At 66.6% G+C, this 14,467-nt stretch carries 17 protein-coding genes and 1 riboswitch; of the genes, 9 read left to right on the top strand and 8 right to left on the bottom strand.

From position 1 onward, the window contains the following. Positions 1 to 15: 15 nt before the first annotated feature. From ACFVUS_RS02415 to ACFVUS_RS02405, 3 genes are read right to left on the bottom strand one after another with little or no spacing between them, the layout of a single operon-like run. Positions 16 to 978, bottom strand: coding sequence for an NAD(P)-dependent alcohol dehydrogenase (locus ACFVUS_RS02415; RefSeq protein ID WP_387761356.1), 963 nt, complete (start codon positions 976 to 978; stop codon positions 16 to 18). Next, positions 975 to 1,202 carry a helix-turn-helix transcriptional regulator gene (locus tag ACFVUS_RS02410; RefSeq protein WP_387761355.1) on the bottom strand — a complete coding sequence of 76 codons (228 nt, stop codon included), beginning with the start codon at positions 1,200 to 1,202 and terminating at the stop codon, positions 975 to 977. Before ACFVUS_RS02410 ends, ACFVUS_RS02415 begins: the two co-directional genes overlap by 4 nt. Continuing rightward, the gene (locus ACFVUS_RS02405; protein ID WP_387761354.1) at positions 1,196 to 1,621 is read right to left on the bottom strand and encodes a hypothetical protein; all 426 of its coding nucleotides are present in this window, start codon (positions 1,619 to 1,621) and stop codon (positions 1,196 to 1,198) included. Before ACFVUS_RS02405 ends, ACFVUS_RS02410 begins: the two co-directional genes overlap by 7 nt. Positions 1,622 to 1,739: 118 nt before the next feature. Here ACFVUS_RS02405 and ACFVUS_RS02400 point away from each other — a divergent pair, with 118 nt between their 5' ends. The 8 genes from ACFVUS_RS02400 to ACFVUS_RS02365 all read left to right on the top strand — a co-directional run bounded on the left by ACFVUS_RS02400 (position 1,740) and on the right by ACFVUS_RS02365 (position 7,272). Further along, positions 1,740 to 2,516: an isocitrate lyase/phosphoenolpyruvate mutase family protein gene (locus tag ACFVUS_RS02400; RefSeq protein ID WP_387761352.1), complete on the top strand. Its 777-nt coding sequence runs from the start codon at positions 1,740 to 1,742 to the stop codon at positions 2,514 to 2,516. 125 nt (positions 2,517 to 2,641) lie between these two features. Beyond that, the gene (locus tag ACFVUS_RS02395; protein WP_387761350.1) at positions 2,642 to 2,830 is read left to right on the top strand and encodes a hypothetical protein; all 189 of its coding nucleotides are present in this window, start codon (positions 2,642 to 2,644) and stop codon (positions 2,828 to 2,830) included. A gap of 54 nt (positions 2,831 to 2,884) precedes the next feature. Beyond that, a complete protein-coding gene (locus ACFVUS_RS02390) occupies positions 2,885 to 3,430 on the top strand; it encodes an HNH endonuclease (RefSeq protein ID WP_364633681.1) in 546 nt (181 codons plus the stop codon). Positions 3,431 to 3,477: 47 nt separating this feature from the next. Then, on the top strand, positions 3,478 to 3,744 hold the full coding sequence (locus ACFVUS_RS02385) for a WhiB family transcriptional regulator (protein WP_364633679.1): 267 nt from the start codon (positions 3,478 to 3,480) through the stop codon (positions 3,742 to 3,744). 129 nt (positions 3,745 to 3,873) lie between these two features. Further along, positions 3,874 to 5,481, top strand: coding sequence for a substrate-binding domain-containing protein (locus ACFVUS_RS02380; protein WP_387761349.1), 1,608 nt, complete (start codon positions 3,874 to 3,876; stop codon positions 5,479 to 5,481). Positions 5,482 to 5,598: 117 nt separating this feature from the next. Then, entirely contained in the window at positions 5,599 to 6,018 is a 420-nt protein-coding gene (locus tag ACFVUS_RS02375) for a hypothetical protein (RefSeq protein WP_375967748.1), read from the top strand. An 87-nt stretch (positions 6,019 to 6,105) separates the two neighbouring features. Beyond that, complete coding sequence (locus tag ACFVUS_RS02370; protein WP_387761348.1) at positions 6,106 to 6,810, top strand: helix-turn-helix transcriptional regulator; 705 nt, start codon at positions 6,106 to 6,108, stop codon at positions 6,808 to 6,810. Between the two features lie 84 nt (positions 6,811 to 6,894). Continuing rightward, entirely contained in the window at positions 6,895 to 7,272 is a 378-nt protein-coding gene (locus ACFVUS_RS02365; RefSeq protein WP_387761347.1) for a VOC family protein, read from the top strand. A gap of 53 nt (positions 7,273 to 7,325) precedes the next feature. On the opposite strand, the gene ACFVUS_RS02360 is transcribed toward ACFVUS_RS02365, so the two are convergent. Beyond that, a complete protein-coding gene (locus tag ACFVUS_RS02360; RefSeq protein WP_387765360.1) occupies positions 7,326 to 7,877 on the bottom strand; it encodes a TetR/AcrR family transcriptional regulator in 552 nt (183 codons plus the stop codon). Between the two features lie 137 nt (positions 7,878 to 8,014). Between ACFVUS_RS02360 and ACFVUS_RS02355 the strand changes: the two genes are divergently transcribed. Continuing rightward, positions 8,015 to 9,034, top strand: a complete 1,020-nt coding sequence (locus tag ACFVUS_RS02355; protein WP_387761345.1) for an aldo/keto reductase — start codon at positions 8,015 to 8,017, stop codon at positions 9,032 to 9,034. Positions 9,035 to 9,075: 41 nt separating this feature from the next. On the opposite strand, the gene ACFVUS_RS02350 is transcribed toward ACFVUS_RS02355, so the two are convergent. The 4 genes from ACFVUS_RS02350 to ACFVUS_RS02335 form a co-directional block, all read right to left on the bottom strand. Further along, complete coding sequence (locus tag ACFVUS_RS02350; protein ID WP_387761344.1) at positions 9,076 to 9,948, bottom strand: 3-keto-5-aminohexanoate cleavage protein; 873 nt, start codon at positions 9,946 to 9,948, stop codon at positions 9,076 to 9,078. A 73-nt stretch (positions 9,949 to 10,021) separates the two neighbouring features. After that, a complete protein-coding gene (gcvP, locus tag ACFVUS_RS02345; protein WP_387761342.1) occupies positions 10,022 to 12,862 on the bottom strand; it encodes an aminomethyl-transferring glycine dehydrogenase in 2,841 nt (946 codons plus the stop codon). 164 nt (positions 12,863 to 13,026) lie between these two features. Then, positions 13,027 to 13,145, bottom strand: a riboswitch (glycine riboswitch). Positions 13,146 to 13,224: 79 nt separating this feature from the next. Further along, positions 13,225 to 13,794: a MerR family transcriptional regulator gene (locus tag ACFVUS_RS02340; RefSeq protein WP_364633662.1), complete on the bottom strand. Its 570-nt coding sequence runs from the start codon at positions 13,792 to 13,794 to the stop codon at positions 13,225 to 13,227. A gap of 194 nt (positions 13,795 to 13,988) precedes the next feature. Further along, a complete protein-coding gene (locus ACFVUS_RS02335; RefSeq protein ID WP_067570905.1) occupies positions 13,989 to 14,462 on the bottom strand; it encodes a bifunctional nuclease family protein in 474 nt (157 codons plus the stop codon). Positions 14,463 to 14,467 lie beyond the last annotated feature (5 nt).

Below are 14,467 nucleotides of genomic sequence, written 5' to 3'. Positions count from 1 at the left end.
TTCGAGCACCGGACGTCAGGCGACGACCAGGGCGATCTTGCCTCGGGGATGACCGCTGACCAGATAGTCGATGGCGGCGGGGGCGTCGGACAGGGCGAAGGTGCGGTCGATGCGCGGCGCCCATGCGCCCGACGCCGCGAGTTCGGCCACCTCCCTGAGGGTTTCGGGTTTGGGCAGGGACAGCAGACCCGCCAGGCGGTGCCTGACGAATGGCGATATGAGCTGGGCGCGGGCGGTGCGGCCGGTGCCGCCGAACCAGCGGCCATCGCCCTCGCCGCCGCCGATGACCAGCGTGCCCGTCGGGGTCAGCAGGGCGCGGAGTTCGGGGATCGGCCGATTGCCCGCCATATCGAGAATGAAATCGTAGGTGCCGGTGAGGGTTTCGCGCCGGTAGTCGATGACCCGCGTCGCGCCCAACGAGGTCACGAACTCCGCCGAATCGCCACCGCAGACCCCGGTGACCCGCGCCCCGAGGTGACAGGCCAGCTGTACCGCGAGATGGCCGACGCCGCCGCTGGCACCGATGATCAAGACATTCCACCCGGATTCGACGCGTCCCACCTCGCGCAGCCCGGTCAGGGCCGTCATACCGGAGGTCGGCAACGCGGCCGCCGCCACGAAATCGAGATTCTCGGGCTTGGGCTGGAATTTCGATTCGGCGGCGCAGGCGTATTCGGCGAAGGAACCGCCGGTGGTGCCGAAAACCGCGTCACCACGCTTGAACCGGATGACGTCAGCGCCAACCGCCTCGACAACACCGGAGACATCCCAGCCGCGAATCGTTTCCCTGGGCCGCCGCAGGCCCAGCGCCGCCCGCGCGATCAGCGGACGCCCGGTCATGATGTGCCAAACGCCGGGATCCACCCCGGCCGCGTGCACCCGGATCATCACCTCGTCCGGACCGGGTTTCGGGGACGGGACATCCTCGTAGGCGAGCATGTCGACGGTGCCGTAGGCGTACTGCGTGATGGCCTTCATCGGGATTCTTCTTCCGGATAATCGAATACATCGTCCAGGGGCGCTCGGAACACCCTGGCGATCTGGAACGCCAACTCCAGCGAGGGCGAATACTTGCCTTGCTCAATGGCATTGACGGTTTGACGGGTGACGCCGATCCGATCGGCGAGTTCCCCCTGGGTCATCTCACCGTTCGAAAAGCGAAGCGCGCGAATGCTATTGGTGACGCGAGTGGGTTTCACCACGGCCAGTACCCCCGCCGGTAAGCGATGACCTTGGCGGTCGAACCGACCACCGCCGACAGCGTGAAGCCCAGATAGATCGCGTTCGCGATCCAGAACCGCTCGGCATCGGCCATGGTCAGAATCAATGCGCCCACCGCGCCGAGCACAACGAACGCGTTGCCGACCAGCGACCCCATCCGATCGATCTCCCGATCACGCTGATCCTTGCGATCACCGTCGCGCGCGGCGATCGATACCGCGATGGTCGCCACGATCGACACCAGAATCGACGCCCCCACCGCCCACAGCAGCGGCGCGATGTATCCCACCCGCGCCAGCCCGTCGGGACGCGCCCGCGTCAGCACCACGACCAGGTAGATCGCATACGAGACAACGGCCGCACCCCCGAGGATCCAGGTGCGTTTCTCTTCGAACGGCATGCGTTCAGAGTAAAGAAAACCCGACATGATGTAAAGAATTTTTTACATCGCTCGGGCTTCCCAGGAATGTTGGTCACCGCGAGCGTGAAACCGCGTGCGGTGCTGTTGGATCGACCTCATGGACAACACTTCGAGGGGCGAAGTTTTCCGCGGGCTGCACGATCAGGGCGTATTCGTGGTGGCCAACGCGTGGGATGAGCACAGCGCCCGGACACTCACCGACCTGGGCTTCCCCGCGCTCGCGACCTCCAGTTCCGCATTGGCGCTGACCCTGGGCCGCAAGGACGGGGTGAACGCGCTGAGCCGATCCGAGGTCCTGGCCAATGCCGAGGCGATCGCGGCGAGCACCCCGCTCCCGGTCAGCGCGGATCTCGAAAGCGGTTACGGCACAACACCGGACGAGGTGGCCGAAACGTTCCGCCAGGCCATCGCGACCGGTCTCGCCGGTGGATCCATCGAGGACGCCTCCGGGAACATCGACAGTCGCATCCGCGATTTCGGCGAATCGGTCGAGCGGGTCGCCGCGGCGGCACAGGCCGTCAAGGAGTCACCGACCCCTTTCACCCTCACCGCCCGCGCCGAGAACTTCCTCTACGGCATCACCGATCTCGAGGACACCATCGCCCGTCTGCAAGCCTTCGAAGCCGCGGGCGCGGATGTCCTCTACGCCCCGGGCCTGCCGGACGCCGACGCCATCCGCGCGGTGTGCGCAGCGCTGTCGAAACCGGTGAACGTGCTGGCGGCCGGTCCGATCACCAGGTTCTCGGTGACCGAACTCGGTGAATTGGGCGCGTGCCGAATCAGTATCGGCGGCGGACTGGCGCGATTGAGCGGCGACTGGCTGCCCGTGGCCCGGGAGATCGCAGGCCAGGGCACCTTCGGAGGTCTGCGCTAGCGAGGACCGTCACCGAACCGAGTCCCTGTGAGGTTCGTCCCGCAGGAACAAAGACGCGATGCGGGCCGTTGTCCTATCAGGCTCTCACAAAAATGAGCCGACAACGGCATGCACGTTGTGCCACCATGAGTTTCGACGATGATCACTCGGCCGAATCGGCCGTAAGCAGCAGGAAGGAGGAGGCGGCAATGAATCCGGTGTTCCCCGAACAGCATTCGAATCCGACGGGAGAGCGAGCTCAGCTCGCGGGCGATCGCTTGCAAGGCAAGTACGGCGACAGCCGGCAGATCGACCGCCTCCGGGTGCTCGCGTAAGCACCGTCCTTTTCCTTTCCTGTTCTGCCCTCTTCACGAAACATGGTGACTCCCATGCCGTTCCGTCAATCCGAAGACCCGGAGATACACGCCGACAACTGGATACACACCGGTGTGCTGCTGCTCAATGCCTCCTTCGAGGCCTTGACCGAGATCCGCGCCGACCGCGCGGTGGTACTGCTCCTGAGCGGCGCCGCCGAATCGGTGCAGGACCGGCAGCCGCACTTCCCGATCCGCTCGAAGCAATTGGAGCTGTTGCTCCCGGAAACCATCCGGCTCAACCGCTACATCTACCTCGAACACCGGATCCTGGTGCATGACGACGACAGCCGAGCCACCCTCGCCGCCATCCTGCGGCGCGACAACTACCGCTGCGGTTACTGCAGCGGCTGGGCGCGCACCGTCGACCACATCCGCCCGCGTTCCAAGGGCGGCCCGAACACCTGGGCCAACCTGATCGCCGCGTGCGGTCCCTGCAACACCACCAAGGCGGACCGGACTCCCGAGGAGGCCGGTATGCCGCTGCTGTGGGAACCCAAGGCCCCCAACGAGATGCAGAAGAGGCAGCGCCAGGTCTGGAAGGACCTCGCCGCCTCCTAGAAATAAGAAACCCACCCCGCGTGATCGGAACGAAAGGAGCACATCCGATGACGAATACCGCAGTTCAGGAGCAGACGCTGGCGGATCTGCTCCCCATCTCCGACTCCGCCAACTACTGGCAGCACGCGGCCTGCAAGGGCGACCCGAACCATGAGGCATGGTTCCCGTTCCCCTCGCAGGACTTCGATTACGCCCGCGGCATCTGCGCGGGCTGCCCCATCCGCCGCGAATGCGGTGAGTTCGCCACCCGCACCGGCCAGTCCGGTGTCTGGGGCGGGCACGAGTACGACCGCGGCACCCGCGTCCGCGACTGAGCGGATCTTGTGACGGCCATCCCTGCCCTGGTGGGCGGGGGTGGCCGCCCCGCTACATAGACTGAGCGCGTGGGTACTCATCGCGCCGCTGGCGGGTCACGAGGTGTCAGCAGAGGACCGGTTGTCGTAGTGGTAGCGGTGATAGTGCTGGTGCTAGCCGTCGTCGGCTGGATCTGGTTGCAGCAGCGCTCCAAGGATAAGGACAACGCCGCGGCGTCCTCCTGCGCCGGGGGCGCGGTCACCCTCAATGTGACCGTCGATCCGGATATCGTGGCCCCGGTCAAGACCGCCGCCGAACGGTACAACCAGACCAAGCCCATCGTGCGCGATCACTGCGCGCAGGTGGCGGTGAATCCGCAACCCTCCGCGGCCATGATCACCGCGTTCACCTCGACGAATCCCTGGGATCCGGCGCTCGGCGCACAACCCGCGCTGTGGATTCCGGACTCGTCGCGCTCGATCGAATCGATGCGGGTGCCCGGCCTCATCGGCGGCACCCCGGCACCGGTCGCGGTGAGCCCGATCGCGCTGGCGGTACCGGATCAACTGCGCCAGGCGATGGATACCGCGCAGGTGCACTGGGCGGATCTGGCCAAGCTGCAACAGGGTTCGCTGAGCGATATCGGGCTCGCTCCTTGGGGCGGTCTCAAACTCGCCATGCCCGGCGGCGACTCGGCCTTGGCGGTGGCGGCGGCCGTCGGCTCCGGGGTCTCGGGCACGGAGCCACTCGATGAGAACGCGGTGCGCTCGGGGCAGGTGATCTCGGCGATCTCACTGCTCGCCGCGAACGCGCCCACGGTGAAGGACACCCAGACCGCGCTCGCGGATCTGTCCGCCGATCCGGCCGCACCCGTGCACGCCGTCCCCGCGACCGAACATCAAATCCGAGCGCATAACGGGCTCACCGCTTTTCGGCCCCCGGAGAACGGTCCGGTAGCCGATTTCCCGGCGGCGCAGATCACCGGCTCCTGGGTCGATCAGACCCAGAATTCGGTCGCCGGACTGTTCGCGGACTTCCTGCGCGCGCCGGACCAGTCGAAGTTGTTCACCGACAACGGTTTCGGAGCCGCACCGCCCGCCACCGCCACCGTCGCCGCCAAGACCGTGCTGACCCAGTTGCAACAGATCCTGACGCATCCGGTGCTCGGCGTGAGTTCGACTGTGCTGCTGGATACTTCGTCCTCCATGAGCACTCTGGACGGTGCGACCACCCGGCTGGCCAATGCCGCCGTGGCCGTGCAATCGACCATGGGCGTCATGCCGCCGGAGTTCGGGCTGGGCGTCTGGGAGTACTCCAAGAACCTGGACGGGCAGAACCCGTACAAGATATTGACTCCTACCGCCCCGCTGACCGATGCCCAGCGCACCGCGATCGCCCAATCGCTGAGCACGGTCACCGTCGGCACCTCCAAACCCGATCGCACGTACCCCACCATCGAGGCGGCCTACCGCAACGCGGTGAGCAATTACGCCAAGGCGCGCAGCAATACGATTCTGTTGATCACCGACGGTCCGGAGGACGACTCCCCCGTCACCGGCGATCAACTGCTCGCCGATATCGCCGCGGCGGGCGATCCCGCGCATCCGGTGCGGGTGGATGTGATCGTGCTCGGCGGCCCCGGCACCCAAACCCTGCAAACCCTGGCCCAGCGCACCGGCGGTACCTATACCAAGGTCACCTCCAGCAACGATCTGGCATTCGGCACGGCCGTATCGAAGGCACTCACTACGCCCTGACCAGTGGCTATACCCGGCGGTGCGCCTACCGCTCCGGCATGTCGCCACAATGTTGCGGCAACCCGGTGCAAGATCGAAGCAGGTTATGCGTGCTTCATCGACATCGAAGGGGTTCCCATGGCGCACAGCACGGATACGGACACCGATCATTCGGTGCGGCAGGGTGTCGCGGCAGGCACCTCGATCGCCGCGGGTGTGCTGCTGCTGGTGGTCGGCGTGCTCTCGATTCTCCAGGGCATCTCCGCGGCCGCCTCGGATGATCTGCTGATCGTCGGCACCAACGATTACATCTACAAGTTCAACACCTCGGCCTGGGGCTGGATCCACATCGTCATCGGCGCCATCGTGGTGCTCACCGCCATCGGCCTGCTGACGGGCGCGACCTGGGCCCGGGTGGCGGCCATCATCATCGCGGCGATCTCGATCGTGGAGAACTTCCTGTGGCTGCCGTACTACCCGGCGTGGTCGCTGCTGATCATCGCCCTGGACGTGGTGATCATCTGGGCGATCTCCACCTGGAAACCCGCCACCAAGTAACCCGGCACCGCCTTTCGAAAGCTCAGCGCCCCATCGCCCCTCGCGATGGGGCGCTTTGTTGTCGGTGCCCGCATCTATCGTGGGACTGTGAACCGCACTGATCGGCTCTACGCGATCGTCGAGGACCTGCGCGCCATCGCACCGAGGTTGCGCACCGCGCGTGAACTCGCCGATCGCTACGAGGTCAGCACCCGGACCATCGAGCGCGATATCAGCGCGCTACAGCAATCCGGGGTTCCGATCTACGCCGATGTCGGGCGGCGCGGCGGCTATGCCCTCGACAAGCGAATGTCCCTGCCGCCGTTGAACTTCACCGCCGCCGAATCGGTGGCCCTGGCAATCGCGCTGGAACGCAGCCTCGACAGTCCCTTCGCGCACGCCGGGCGCAGTGCGCTGCGCAAGATCCTGGCGGCCATGCCCGAACCCGATGCCGCCTCCGCCCGCGAACTGGTCGGCCGGGTCGGGCTCATCGAACGCACCGAACCCGTTACCGCACAGGGCATTCCACCGCTCGTGGAGGACGCGGTGCGCCTGCGCCGGGTACTCGAGTTCGGATATTCCGACGCCGCGGGCGCGATCACGCACCGCCGCGTCGAGCCCATGCTGCTGCTGCGCAGCAAGAACGGCTGGTGCCTGGTGACCTGGTGCCGGCTGCGCGAGGCGGCCCGGGTCTTCCGCGTCGACCGCATGTCCGATATCGCCCTGACCGACGAGCCCGTGCCCGAGCGCACCCTGGAGAGCTGCGACCTGGATCTGCCCGATCACAAACTCCGCATCGTCGCTTTCGGATAGGTCCGGAAACACCGACAGGGGGTTGTCGCCGGGCCGCGAGATCGTTGAGGAGCAAGCCGCCCGACACACATCCACGGAGGATCCATGACCGCCCCGACTCCCAACTCCGTCGCCTGGTTCCAGATCGGCAGCGATCAGCCCGAACAGCTCAAATCCTTCTACGCCGGTCTGTTCGGCTGGAACTACACCTCGGACCCCGCCTTCGACGGCAACTACGACCTGGTCAGCTACCCCGGCAACCCGCGGCCGCAGGGCGGCATCGCCCGCGTCCACGACAGCGAAGCCAACCACGCCATCTTCTCGGTCCTGGTCACCGACGTCGCCGCCACCATCGCCGCCGCCGAAAAGCTCGGCGCGAAGGTCCTGGTCCCGCTCACCACCGCCAAGAGCGGCCTGGTCTTCGCCGAACTCCGCGACACCGCGGGCAACCACTTCGGCATCTTCACCCCGGCGCAGCCCTGATCGTCCGGCCACGCTCGGCCGGGTCCACCGCGACCCGGCCGCTTCGGCGACCGCTAACGCGCCAGTCCCGCGATGAGCAGGGCGACCATGCGGCGGGCGTCGTAGTCCGGGTGGCCGTCCGCGCCGACGCAGAGGTTGCCGACGCCGCGCATCAGTTCGAAAGCTCTTACATCCGAATGGATTTCGCCCGACTCGGTGGCCGCGGCGAGTAATTGTCCGCATACCGGCAGGAGGCGTTCGATGAAGTAGGCGTGCAGGGTTTCGAAGGTTGGGTCATCGGACTGCAGGGCCTCGGCAAGACCGTGTTTGGTGACCAGAAAGTCAACGAAAAGATCGATCCAGCTTTTCAGCGCCGCATACGCGGTGGCGCTGCTCGCGAGCAGTTCCGGTCCGGCCGCCGCGCACGCTTCGACCTGATGCCGGTAAACGCCGACGATCAGATCCGCGCGCGTCGGATAGTGCCGGTAGATGGTGCCCACGCCGACCCCGGCCTGGGCGGCGATATCGCGCACGGGCACGTGCACCCCCGAGGCGATGAACGCGGCGGCGGCCGCGTCCAGCAGGGTTTCCGCATTCCGCCGGGCGTCGGCCCGCTTGCGCGGCATCCCGGATCCGTTTTCTGCCACGGCACCTCCTCGACCACTTGGCAAACGGAACAACGTTCCGTATGTTGGTTTTCGGAACGTTGTTCCGTTTAACGAGGGTATCGCACCCCCGATTCCATCGCTTCGAGGAGAACCGCATGCAGTACCGCACCTTGGGCAACACCGGCGTACAGGTCAGCACCCTCGCACTGGGCGCGATGAACTTCGGCAGCATCGGCCGCACCACCCAGGACGAGGCCACCGCCATCGTCGACGCCGCCCTGGCAGGCGGCATCAACCTCATCGACACCGCCGACCGGTACAGCGACGGCGAATCCGAAAGATTTGTCGGCCAAGCCATTTCAGGCCGCCGGGACGATATCGTGCTCGCCAGCAAGGCGACCATGCCGATGGGCGAGGAACGCAATCACCGCGGCGGCTCCCGCCGCTGGCTCACCACCGCCCTCGACGATTCCCTGCGCCGCCTGGACGTCGACCACATCGACCTCTACCAAATGCACCGCTGGGACCCGGCCACCAGCGATGAGGAAACCCTCTCGGCCCTGACCGATTTCCAGCGCGCGGGCAAGATCCGCTACTTCGGCTCCTCCACCTTTCCCGCCTACCGCATCGTGCAGGCCCAGTGGGCGGCCCGCGAACACCACCTGACCCGCTACGTCACCGAACAGCCCGGCTATTCGATCCTGCAACGCGGCATCGAAACCCACGTCCTGCCGGTGACCGAGGAGTACCGCATGGGCGTGCTGGTCTGGAGCCCCCTGGCCTCGGGCTGGCTTTCCGGCGCGATCCGCGCGGGCAGCGAAATCACCACCAGCCGTTCCCAATTCATGCCCGACCGCTTCGACACCGAAACCCCGGTCAACCGCGCCAAACTCGATGCGGTCGAACAGCTCGCGAAACTCGCCGACCAGGCCGGCCTGACCCTCATCCAACTGGCACTGGCATTCGTCACCGCCCACCCCGCCGTGACCAGCGCGATCATCGGCCCCCGCACCCTGGACCACCTGCACTCCCAACTGGCCGCCGCCGACACCACCCTGTCCCCCGACCTACTGGACGCGATCGACGCCATCGTCCCACCCGGCACCGACCTCGCCCCCGGCGAAAAGCACGACACCCCACCGGCATTGCTCGACCCGGCACTCCGCCGCCGCTGACCCGCCGGACCCCGTTCACCTACCACGCCGCTCCCCGGGTGCTAGCCCCAGAGCGCGGCGGCGACATCATCCGGCGGCACCGCAGCACGACCGTGACCCGCGCCCAAGTCAACCGCACGCCCCACCAGTTCCTCGTTGGCCGGTTGCCCCGGCCCGGCGTAATCCTCGAGACCGACTCGAATGTGGCCGCCCGCACGCAATGCCGCCGCGCCGAGCCCCGATCCGAGAACATCGCCCCGGGGCACCCCGACCATCCAGGGTAGGCCCGTCGCACCGATCATCTCCACGTAGGCGTTCAGACTCGCCTGCGTCGGCGGTAATCCGAACAGTGCCGTCGGCCCGCCGAAGTACAGCTGGATCTTCGTCCGCTTCGGCAGCCTGCCTGCCCGGTGGTGGGCGAGAGCGAGCCGGAGGAACCCCGGCTCGAAGATCGACAGGTGCAACGGCAGATCCACCTCCCGGCACCAGCCGAACAGGTGGCCGACATCGGCCGCGGAATTGCCGAACGGGGACAGCGACACCGGCCCCTCGGGACCGTCGACGGCCATCGCGAAGCAGCCGGCGTCCACGGTGGCCATGGTCAGGACACCGCGCCGGTGCAGTTCCACGATGTGCGAGAACCGATCGGCGATCGCCGCCGAGCGCTCACCCGAAGTGGTGGGGTGCATCAGCAGACCGGGATGCACCTCCCGGATACGCGACCACGCCGCCTCGTAGGGATCGGCCGAATGAATGCTCGGCGCACCGAGATTGGGCTCGTCGTTATGGTTGTGCACGATGCCCGCACCCGCGTCCACGCACACCATGGCGCTCGCGACGATCTCCTCGACCGTCCGCGGCACATGGGGATTGAGCTGCTTGGCGGTCGATCCATTGACGGCGGCCTCGATTACCAGCGGCTTACCCGAATTCATGCACCCACCCTATGCCCGGAACAGCCGAGCGCCCCACCGGAAAACCGGTGGGGCGCTTCACTATCGACCCGTATCAGTCGGCGTAGGAGTCGATCGGGGGGCAGGAGCAGACCAGGTTGCGGTCGCCGTAGGCGCCGTCGATGCGACGGACCGACGGCCATACCTTGGCGCGAGCGCCGTGCAAACCCTGTGGGTAGACGGCGATTTCGCGGCTGTAGGGGTGATCCCAGTCGCCGACCAGGCACTGCGCGGTGTGCGGTGCGCCGCGCAGCGGGTTGTCTTCCACCGGCCACACCCCGGCCTCGACCTGATCGATCTCACCCTTGATAGCGATCATCGCATCGATGAAAGCGTCGATCTCTTCGAGGTTTTCGCTCTCGGTGGGCTCCACCATGAGGGTGCCCGCCACCGGGAAGCTCATGGTGGGTGCGTGGAAACCGTAGTCCGCCAGGCGCTTTGCCACATCGTCAACCGTGACACCGGTACGCTTGGTGATCTCGCGCAGATCCAGGATGCACTCGTGCGCGACCATGCCGTTGTCACCGGTGAACAGCACCGGGAAGTGCGGATCCAACCGGCGCGCAATGTAATTCGCGGACGCGATGGCGGTCAGGGTGGCACGGCGCAGGCCGTCCGCGCCCATCATGCGAATGTAGGACCAGGTGATCGGCAGGATCGAGGCGGAACCGTACTTGGCCGCCGAGACCGCGTGCGAACCCGCTTCCAGCGGATCGCCGGGCAGGTACTGCGCCAGGTGTTCGCGCACCGCGACCGGACCGACGCCCGGACCGCCGCCGCCGTGCGGAATGCAGAAGGTCTTGTGCAGGTTCAGGTGGCTGACATCGCCGCCGAACCGGCCCGGACGGGCAACGCCGACAAGAGCATTGAGGTTCGCACCGTCGACGTACACCTGACCGCCCGCATCGTGCACCATGGCGCACAGTTCGGCGACCTCGTGCTCGTACACGCCGTGCGTGGACGGGTAGGTGATCATGATGCAGGCCAGCCGATCCGCGTGATCGGCGATCTTGGCCCGCAGATCGTCGAGGTCGACGTCACCGTTCGCACGGGTCTTGACGACCTCCACCCGCATACCGACCATGGCCGCCGACGCCGCATTGGTGCCGTGCGCGCTGGACGGGATCAGGCAGGTATCACGGTGCGTATCACCGCGATCGAGGTGGTAGCGCCGGATCGCGAGCAGTCCCGCGTACTCACCCTGACTACCGGCATTGGGCTGCAACGACACCCGGTCGTATCCGGTGACGGCGGACAGCCAGCCCTCGAGATCCTCGATCAGCCGGATCAGGCCCGGCGCGTCCTCGACGGGCGCGTACGGATGCACCCGGTTGAATCCCGGCCAGGTGATGGACTCCATCTCCGCGGCCGCATTGAGCTTCATGGTGCACGATCCCAGCGGAATCATGCTGCGGTCCAAGGCAATATCCTTGTCCGACAGCGACCGCAGGTACCGCATCATGGCGGTTTCGGTGCGGTACCGGGTGAATGCCGGATGCGTCAGCATCTCCGAGGTCCGGTTCTCGATATGCGGGCGCTGCTTCCCGTGGAAGAGCGCACCCTCCGGCCCGACCGGAATCTCCGCGCCGAAGCAGTCCAGCACCGCCACCACGTGCGCGTCGGTGGTCGCCTCATCGCAGGCGATGCCGACATGATCGGCGTCGACCAGCCGCAGGTTGATGCCCGCGCCCTTCGCCTTGGCCACAATGGCTTCCGCGCCGCCCGGCACATTCACCAGCACGGTATCGAAGAAACTCTGGTGCACGACCGCGTCGCCGAGCCCGGCGGCCAGCCACTGCGCGTGCCCGTGCACCCGCCGCGCGATCGACTTGAGCCCGTCCGCACCGTGGTACGAGGCGTACATGGCGGCCACGATGGCCAGCAGCACCTGCGCGGTGCAGATGTTCGAGGTCGCCTTCTCCCGGCGAATGTGCTGCTCACGGGTTTGCAGCGCGAGCCGGTAGGCGGTATTGCCGTCCGCGTCCACCGAGACGCCGACCAGCCGACCCGGCAGCTGCCGCGCGTGCTGGGTCCGCACCGCGAGGTAGCCCGCGTGCGGCCCGCCGTACCCGAGCGGCACACCGAACCGCTGGCTGGTGCCGAAGCAGGCGTCCGCGCCCTGCTCCCCCGGCGAGGTGATCAGCGTCGCCGCAAGCAGATCCGCGCCCACCGCGACGAGAGCTCCACGCGCATGGGCGGTTTCGATGACCGCGGTCCAGTCCACGATCTTGCCGGAGGCGCCCGGCTGCTGCACGATCACGCCGAAGAAGTCACCCTCGGGCAGCTCCCCGCCGGACAGATCGGCCTCGACGATCTCGATCCCGAGCGGTTCGGCCCGGGTGGTCAGCACGGTCCGGGTCTGCGGGAAGAGATCGGAGTCGATGAGCAGCCGCTGCGATTTGCTCGACCGATTGGCCCGCTGCAACAGCGTCATGGCCTCGGCGGCGGCGGTGGCCTCGTCCAGCATGGACGCGTTGGCCACATCCATCCCGGTCAGATCGGACACCATGGTCTGGAAGTTGAGCAGGGCTTCGAGCCGCCCCTGGCTGATCTCGGGCTGATACGGCGTGTACGCGGTGTACCAGGCCGGATTCTCGATGAGATTGCGCACCAGCACCGGCGGGGTGAGGGTGTCGTAGTACCCGAGCCCGATCATGGTGGTGGCCACCGTATTCGACCCGGCCAGCGCGGCCAGCGCGTCGAGCACCTCGTGCTCGTTCACCGCGGGCGGCAGCGCGTCCAGGCCATTGGCCCCGTCGCTGTCCAGAATGCTGGCCGGGATGGCCTTGGCGGCGAGTTCGTCCAGCGATTCCACACCGACGGTCGCGAGGATGCGCTCGAGTTCGCCGCTGTCGGGTCCGATATGGCGGTCGGCGAAGGATCGAGTCCAGGTCACGGCTGCTCTCCAAAGGGGTGGGCGGGGGTCGGCTCGGTGGCCGACGCGTCGTCTGCCCTCCCCCTCTGTCGTTGGCGCCTGAGAGATTCGCGGCACGACCGTTGCGGCCGTACCCCTTTCACCATGGGCGGGTGGCTCGCGACCACCGCTTTCCAGAGGCGCCGAAACTCCGCACGGTCCCTTGTGCCTGAGAGATTGACGGGGAGGTGCTGCTCCTTCGGCGCCCGGTTTCCGCATGCCTTCGAAAAGGCCTGCATCCCCGGGACTCTCCCGCACGGCTGCGACGCACTGCCAAGTCTAAGGGGCGGCAAGTTACAGGAATGTTGCCTGGGTCGATTTCACACTCGCGCGCCCCCGGACGGCTATCCGGTCTTGCGGTCCATCCGGGCCTTGCGACGCGACGAGAGCTCGTCTTCGGGCCGCTCGGTGGCGGTACCGGCCTCGGCCCGCTCGGCCGGGAAACTGGCGATGGCCCCGGTCAACTCGCGCATGGCGCCGCCGACCGCGATACCGAACACACCCTGCCCGCCCTGCAGTAAATCGACGACTTCCTCGGGCGAGGAGCATTCGTACACGGTCGCGCCATCGGAGAAGAGGGTGATCCCGGCCAGATCCTCGACACCTCTGCTGCGCAGATGATCCACCGCTATGCGGATGTTCTGCAGCGAGATGCCGGCGTCGAGCAGCCGTTTGACGATCTTGAGGACCAGAATGTCCTTGAACGAGTACAGCCGCTGGCTACCGGATCCGGTGGCGCTGCGGATGGACGGCACGACCAGTCCGGTCCGTGCCCAGTAATCGAGCTGCCGATAGGTGATCCCGGCGACCTGGCAGGCGCTGGGCACCCGGTAGCCGACGAGATCGTCCGGCACCGTGTCATCGGGGAACAGCCCTGGCTGCACCACATCCTGGGTATGCGGTTGGTCTCCCACTGACTACTCCCTTACTGCTGGCCTATCCGGGCTCGTGTCTTATTTCGGACACTGCATCGACGTTTGGAGCGTGGCCTAACTGTCGAGGCTACTCTCCTGATTGTCCCGGGAGCATCGGCGTCGAACCAAGCGTGACGAGCGGCGTGTTTCTAGACCTTAAGTACAGGTCGAGGTAACGATTCGGCCGCCCCCACTTAACTGTCGGTGGCCTTGAAATCGTCCGGGGAGACCGACTCCAGGAACTCCTTGAACTTCTCCACCTCGTCCTCGCGCTCATCCGGCATGACGAGCCCGGCCTCTTCGAGCACCGGCTCCTCGGCGTAGATGGGACAGCCCACCCGCAGCGCGATGGCCACCGAATCCGAGGGCCGCGCGGAGATACGCAGATCGTTCTCGAACACCAGATCGGCGTAGAAGGTGCCCTCCTGCAAATCCACGATCCGCACCTCTTTCAAGGTGTGCCCGAGATCCTTGATGAGGATCTTGATCAGATCGTGGGTGAGCGGACGAATGGGAGTGACACCCTCTTGCTCGAGAACGATCGCGGTCGCCTCGGCCTGCCCGATCCAGATGGGTAGGTACCTGTCGCCGGAAGCCTCGCGGAGCAACAGCACGGGCTGATTCTGTGGCTGTTCGACACGGATGCCGATCACACGCATTTCGCTCATCGCAC

Origin of the sequence: Nocardia sp. NPDC058058 (genome assembly GCF_042885355.1) — a bacterium.
Classification (GTDB): Bacteria; Actinomycetota; Actinomycetes; order Mycobacteriales; family Mycobacteriaceae; genus Nocardia.
This window is presented reverse-complemented; position numbering and strand designations above follow the sequence as displayed.

What these genes read in the sequence shown, in the direction of transcription:
- ACFVUS_RS02350 (WP_387761344.1), bottom strand. Translation starts at nt 9,948, where the DNA reads ATGAATTCGGGTAAGCCGCTGGTAATCGAGGCCGCCGTCAATGGATCG.
- ACFVUS_RS02415 (WP_387761356.1), bottom strand. Translation starts at nt 978, where the DNA reads ATGAAGGCCATCACGCAGTACGCCTACGGCACCGTCGACATGCTCGCC.
- ACFVUS_RS02375 (WP_375967748.1), top strand. Translation starts at nt 5,599, where the DNA reads ATGGCGCACAGCACGGATACGGACACCGATCATTCGGTGCGGCAGGGT.
- ACFVUS_RS02355 (WP_387761345.1), top strand. Translation starts at nt 8,015, where the DNA reads ATGCAGTACCGCACCTTGGGCAACACCGGCGTACAGGTCAGCACCCTC.
- ACFVUS_RS02400 (WP_387761352.1), top strand. Translation starts at nt 1,740, where the DNA reads ATGGACAACACTTCGAGGGGCGAAGTTTTCCGCGGGCTGCACGATCAG.
- ACFVUS_RS02360 (WP_387765360.1), bottom strand. Translation starts at nt 7,877, where the DNA reads ATGCCGCGCAAGCGGGCCGACGCCCGGCGGAATGCGGAAACCCTGCTG.
- ACFVUS_RS02395 (WP_387761350.1), top strand. Translation starts at nt 2,642, where the DNA reads ATGAGTTTCGACGATGATCACTCGGCCGAATCGGCCGTAAGCAGCAGG.
- ACFVUS_RS02365 (WP_387761347.1), top strand. Translation starts at nt 6,895, where the DNA reads ATGACCGCCCCGACTCCCAACTCCGTCGCCTGGTTCCAGATCGGCAGC.
- ACFVUS_RS02405 (WP_387761354.1), bottom strand. Translation starts at nt 1,621, where the DNA reads ATGCCGTTCGAAGAGAAACGCACCTGGATCCTCGGGGGTGCGGCCGTT.
- ACFVUS_RS02335 (WP_067570905.1), bottom strand. Translation starts at nt 14,462, where the DNA reads ATGAGCGAAATGCGTGTGATCGGCATCCGTGTCGAACAGCCACAGAAT.
- ACFVUS_RS02385 (WP_364633679.1), top strand. Translation starts at nt 3,478, where the DNA reads ATGACGAATACCGCAGTTCAGGAGCAGACGCTGGCGGATCTGCTCCCC.
- ACFVUS_RS02390 (WP_364633681.1), top strand. Translation starts at nt 2,885, where the DNA reads ATGCCGTTCCGTCAATCCGAAGACCCGGAGATACACGCCGACAACTGG.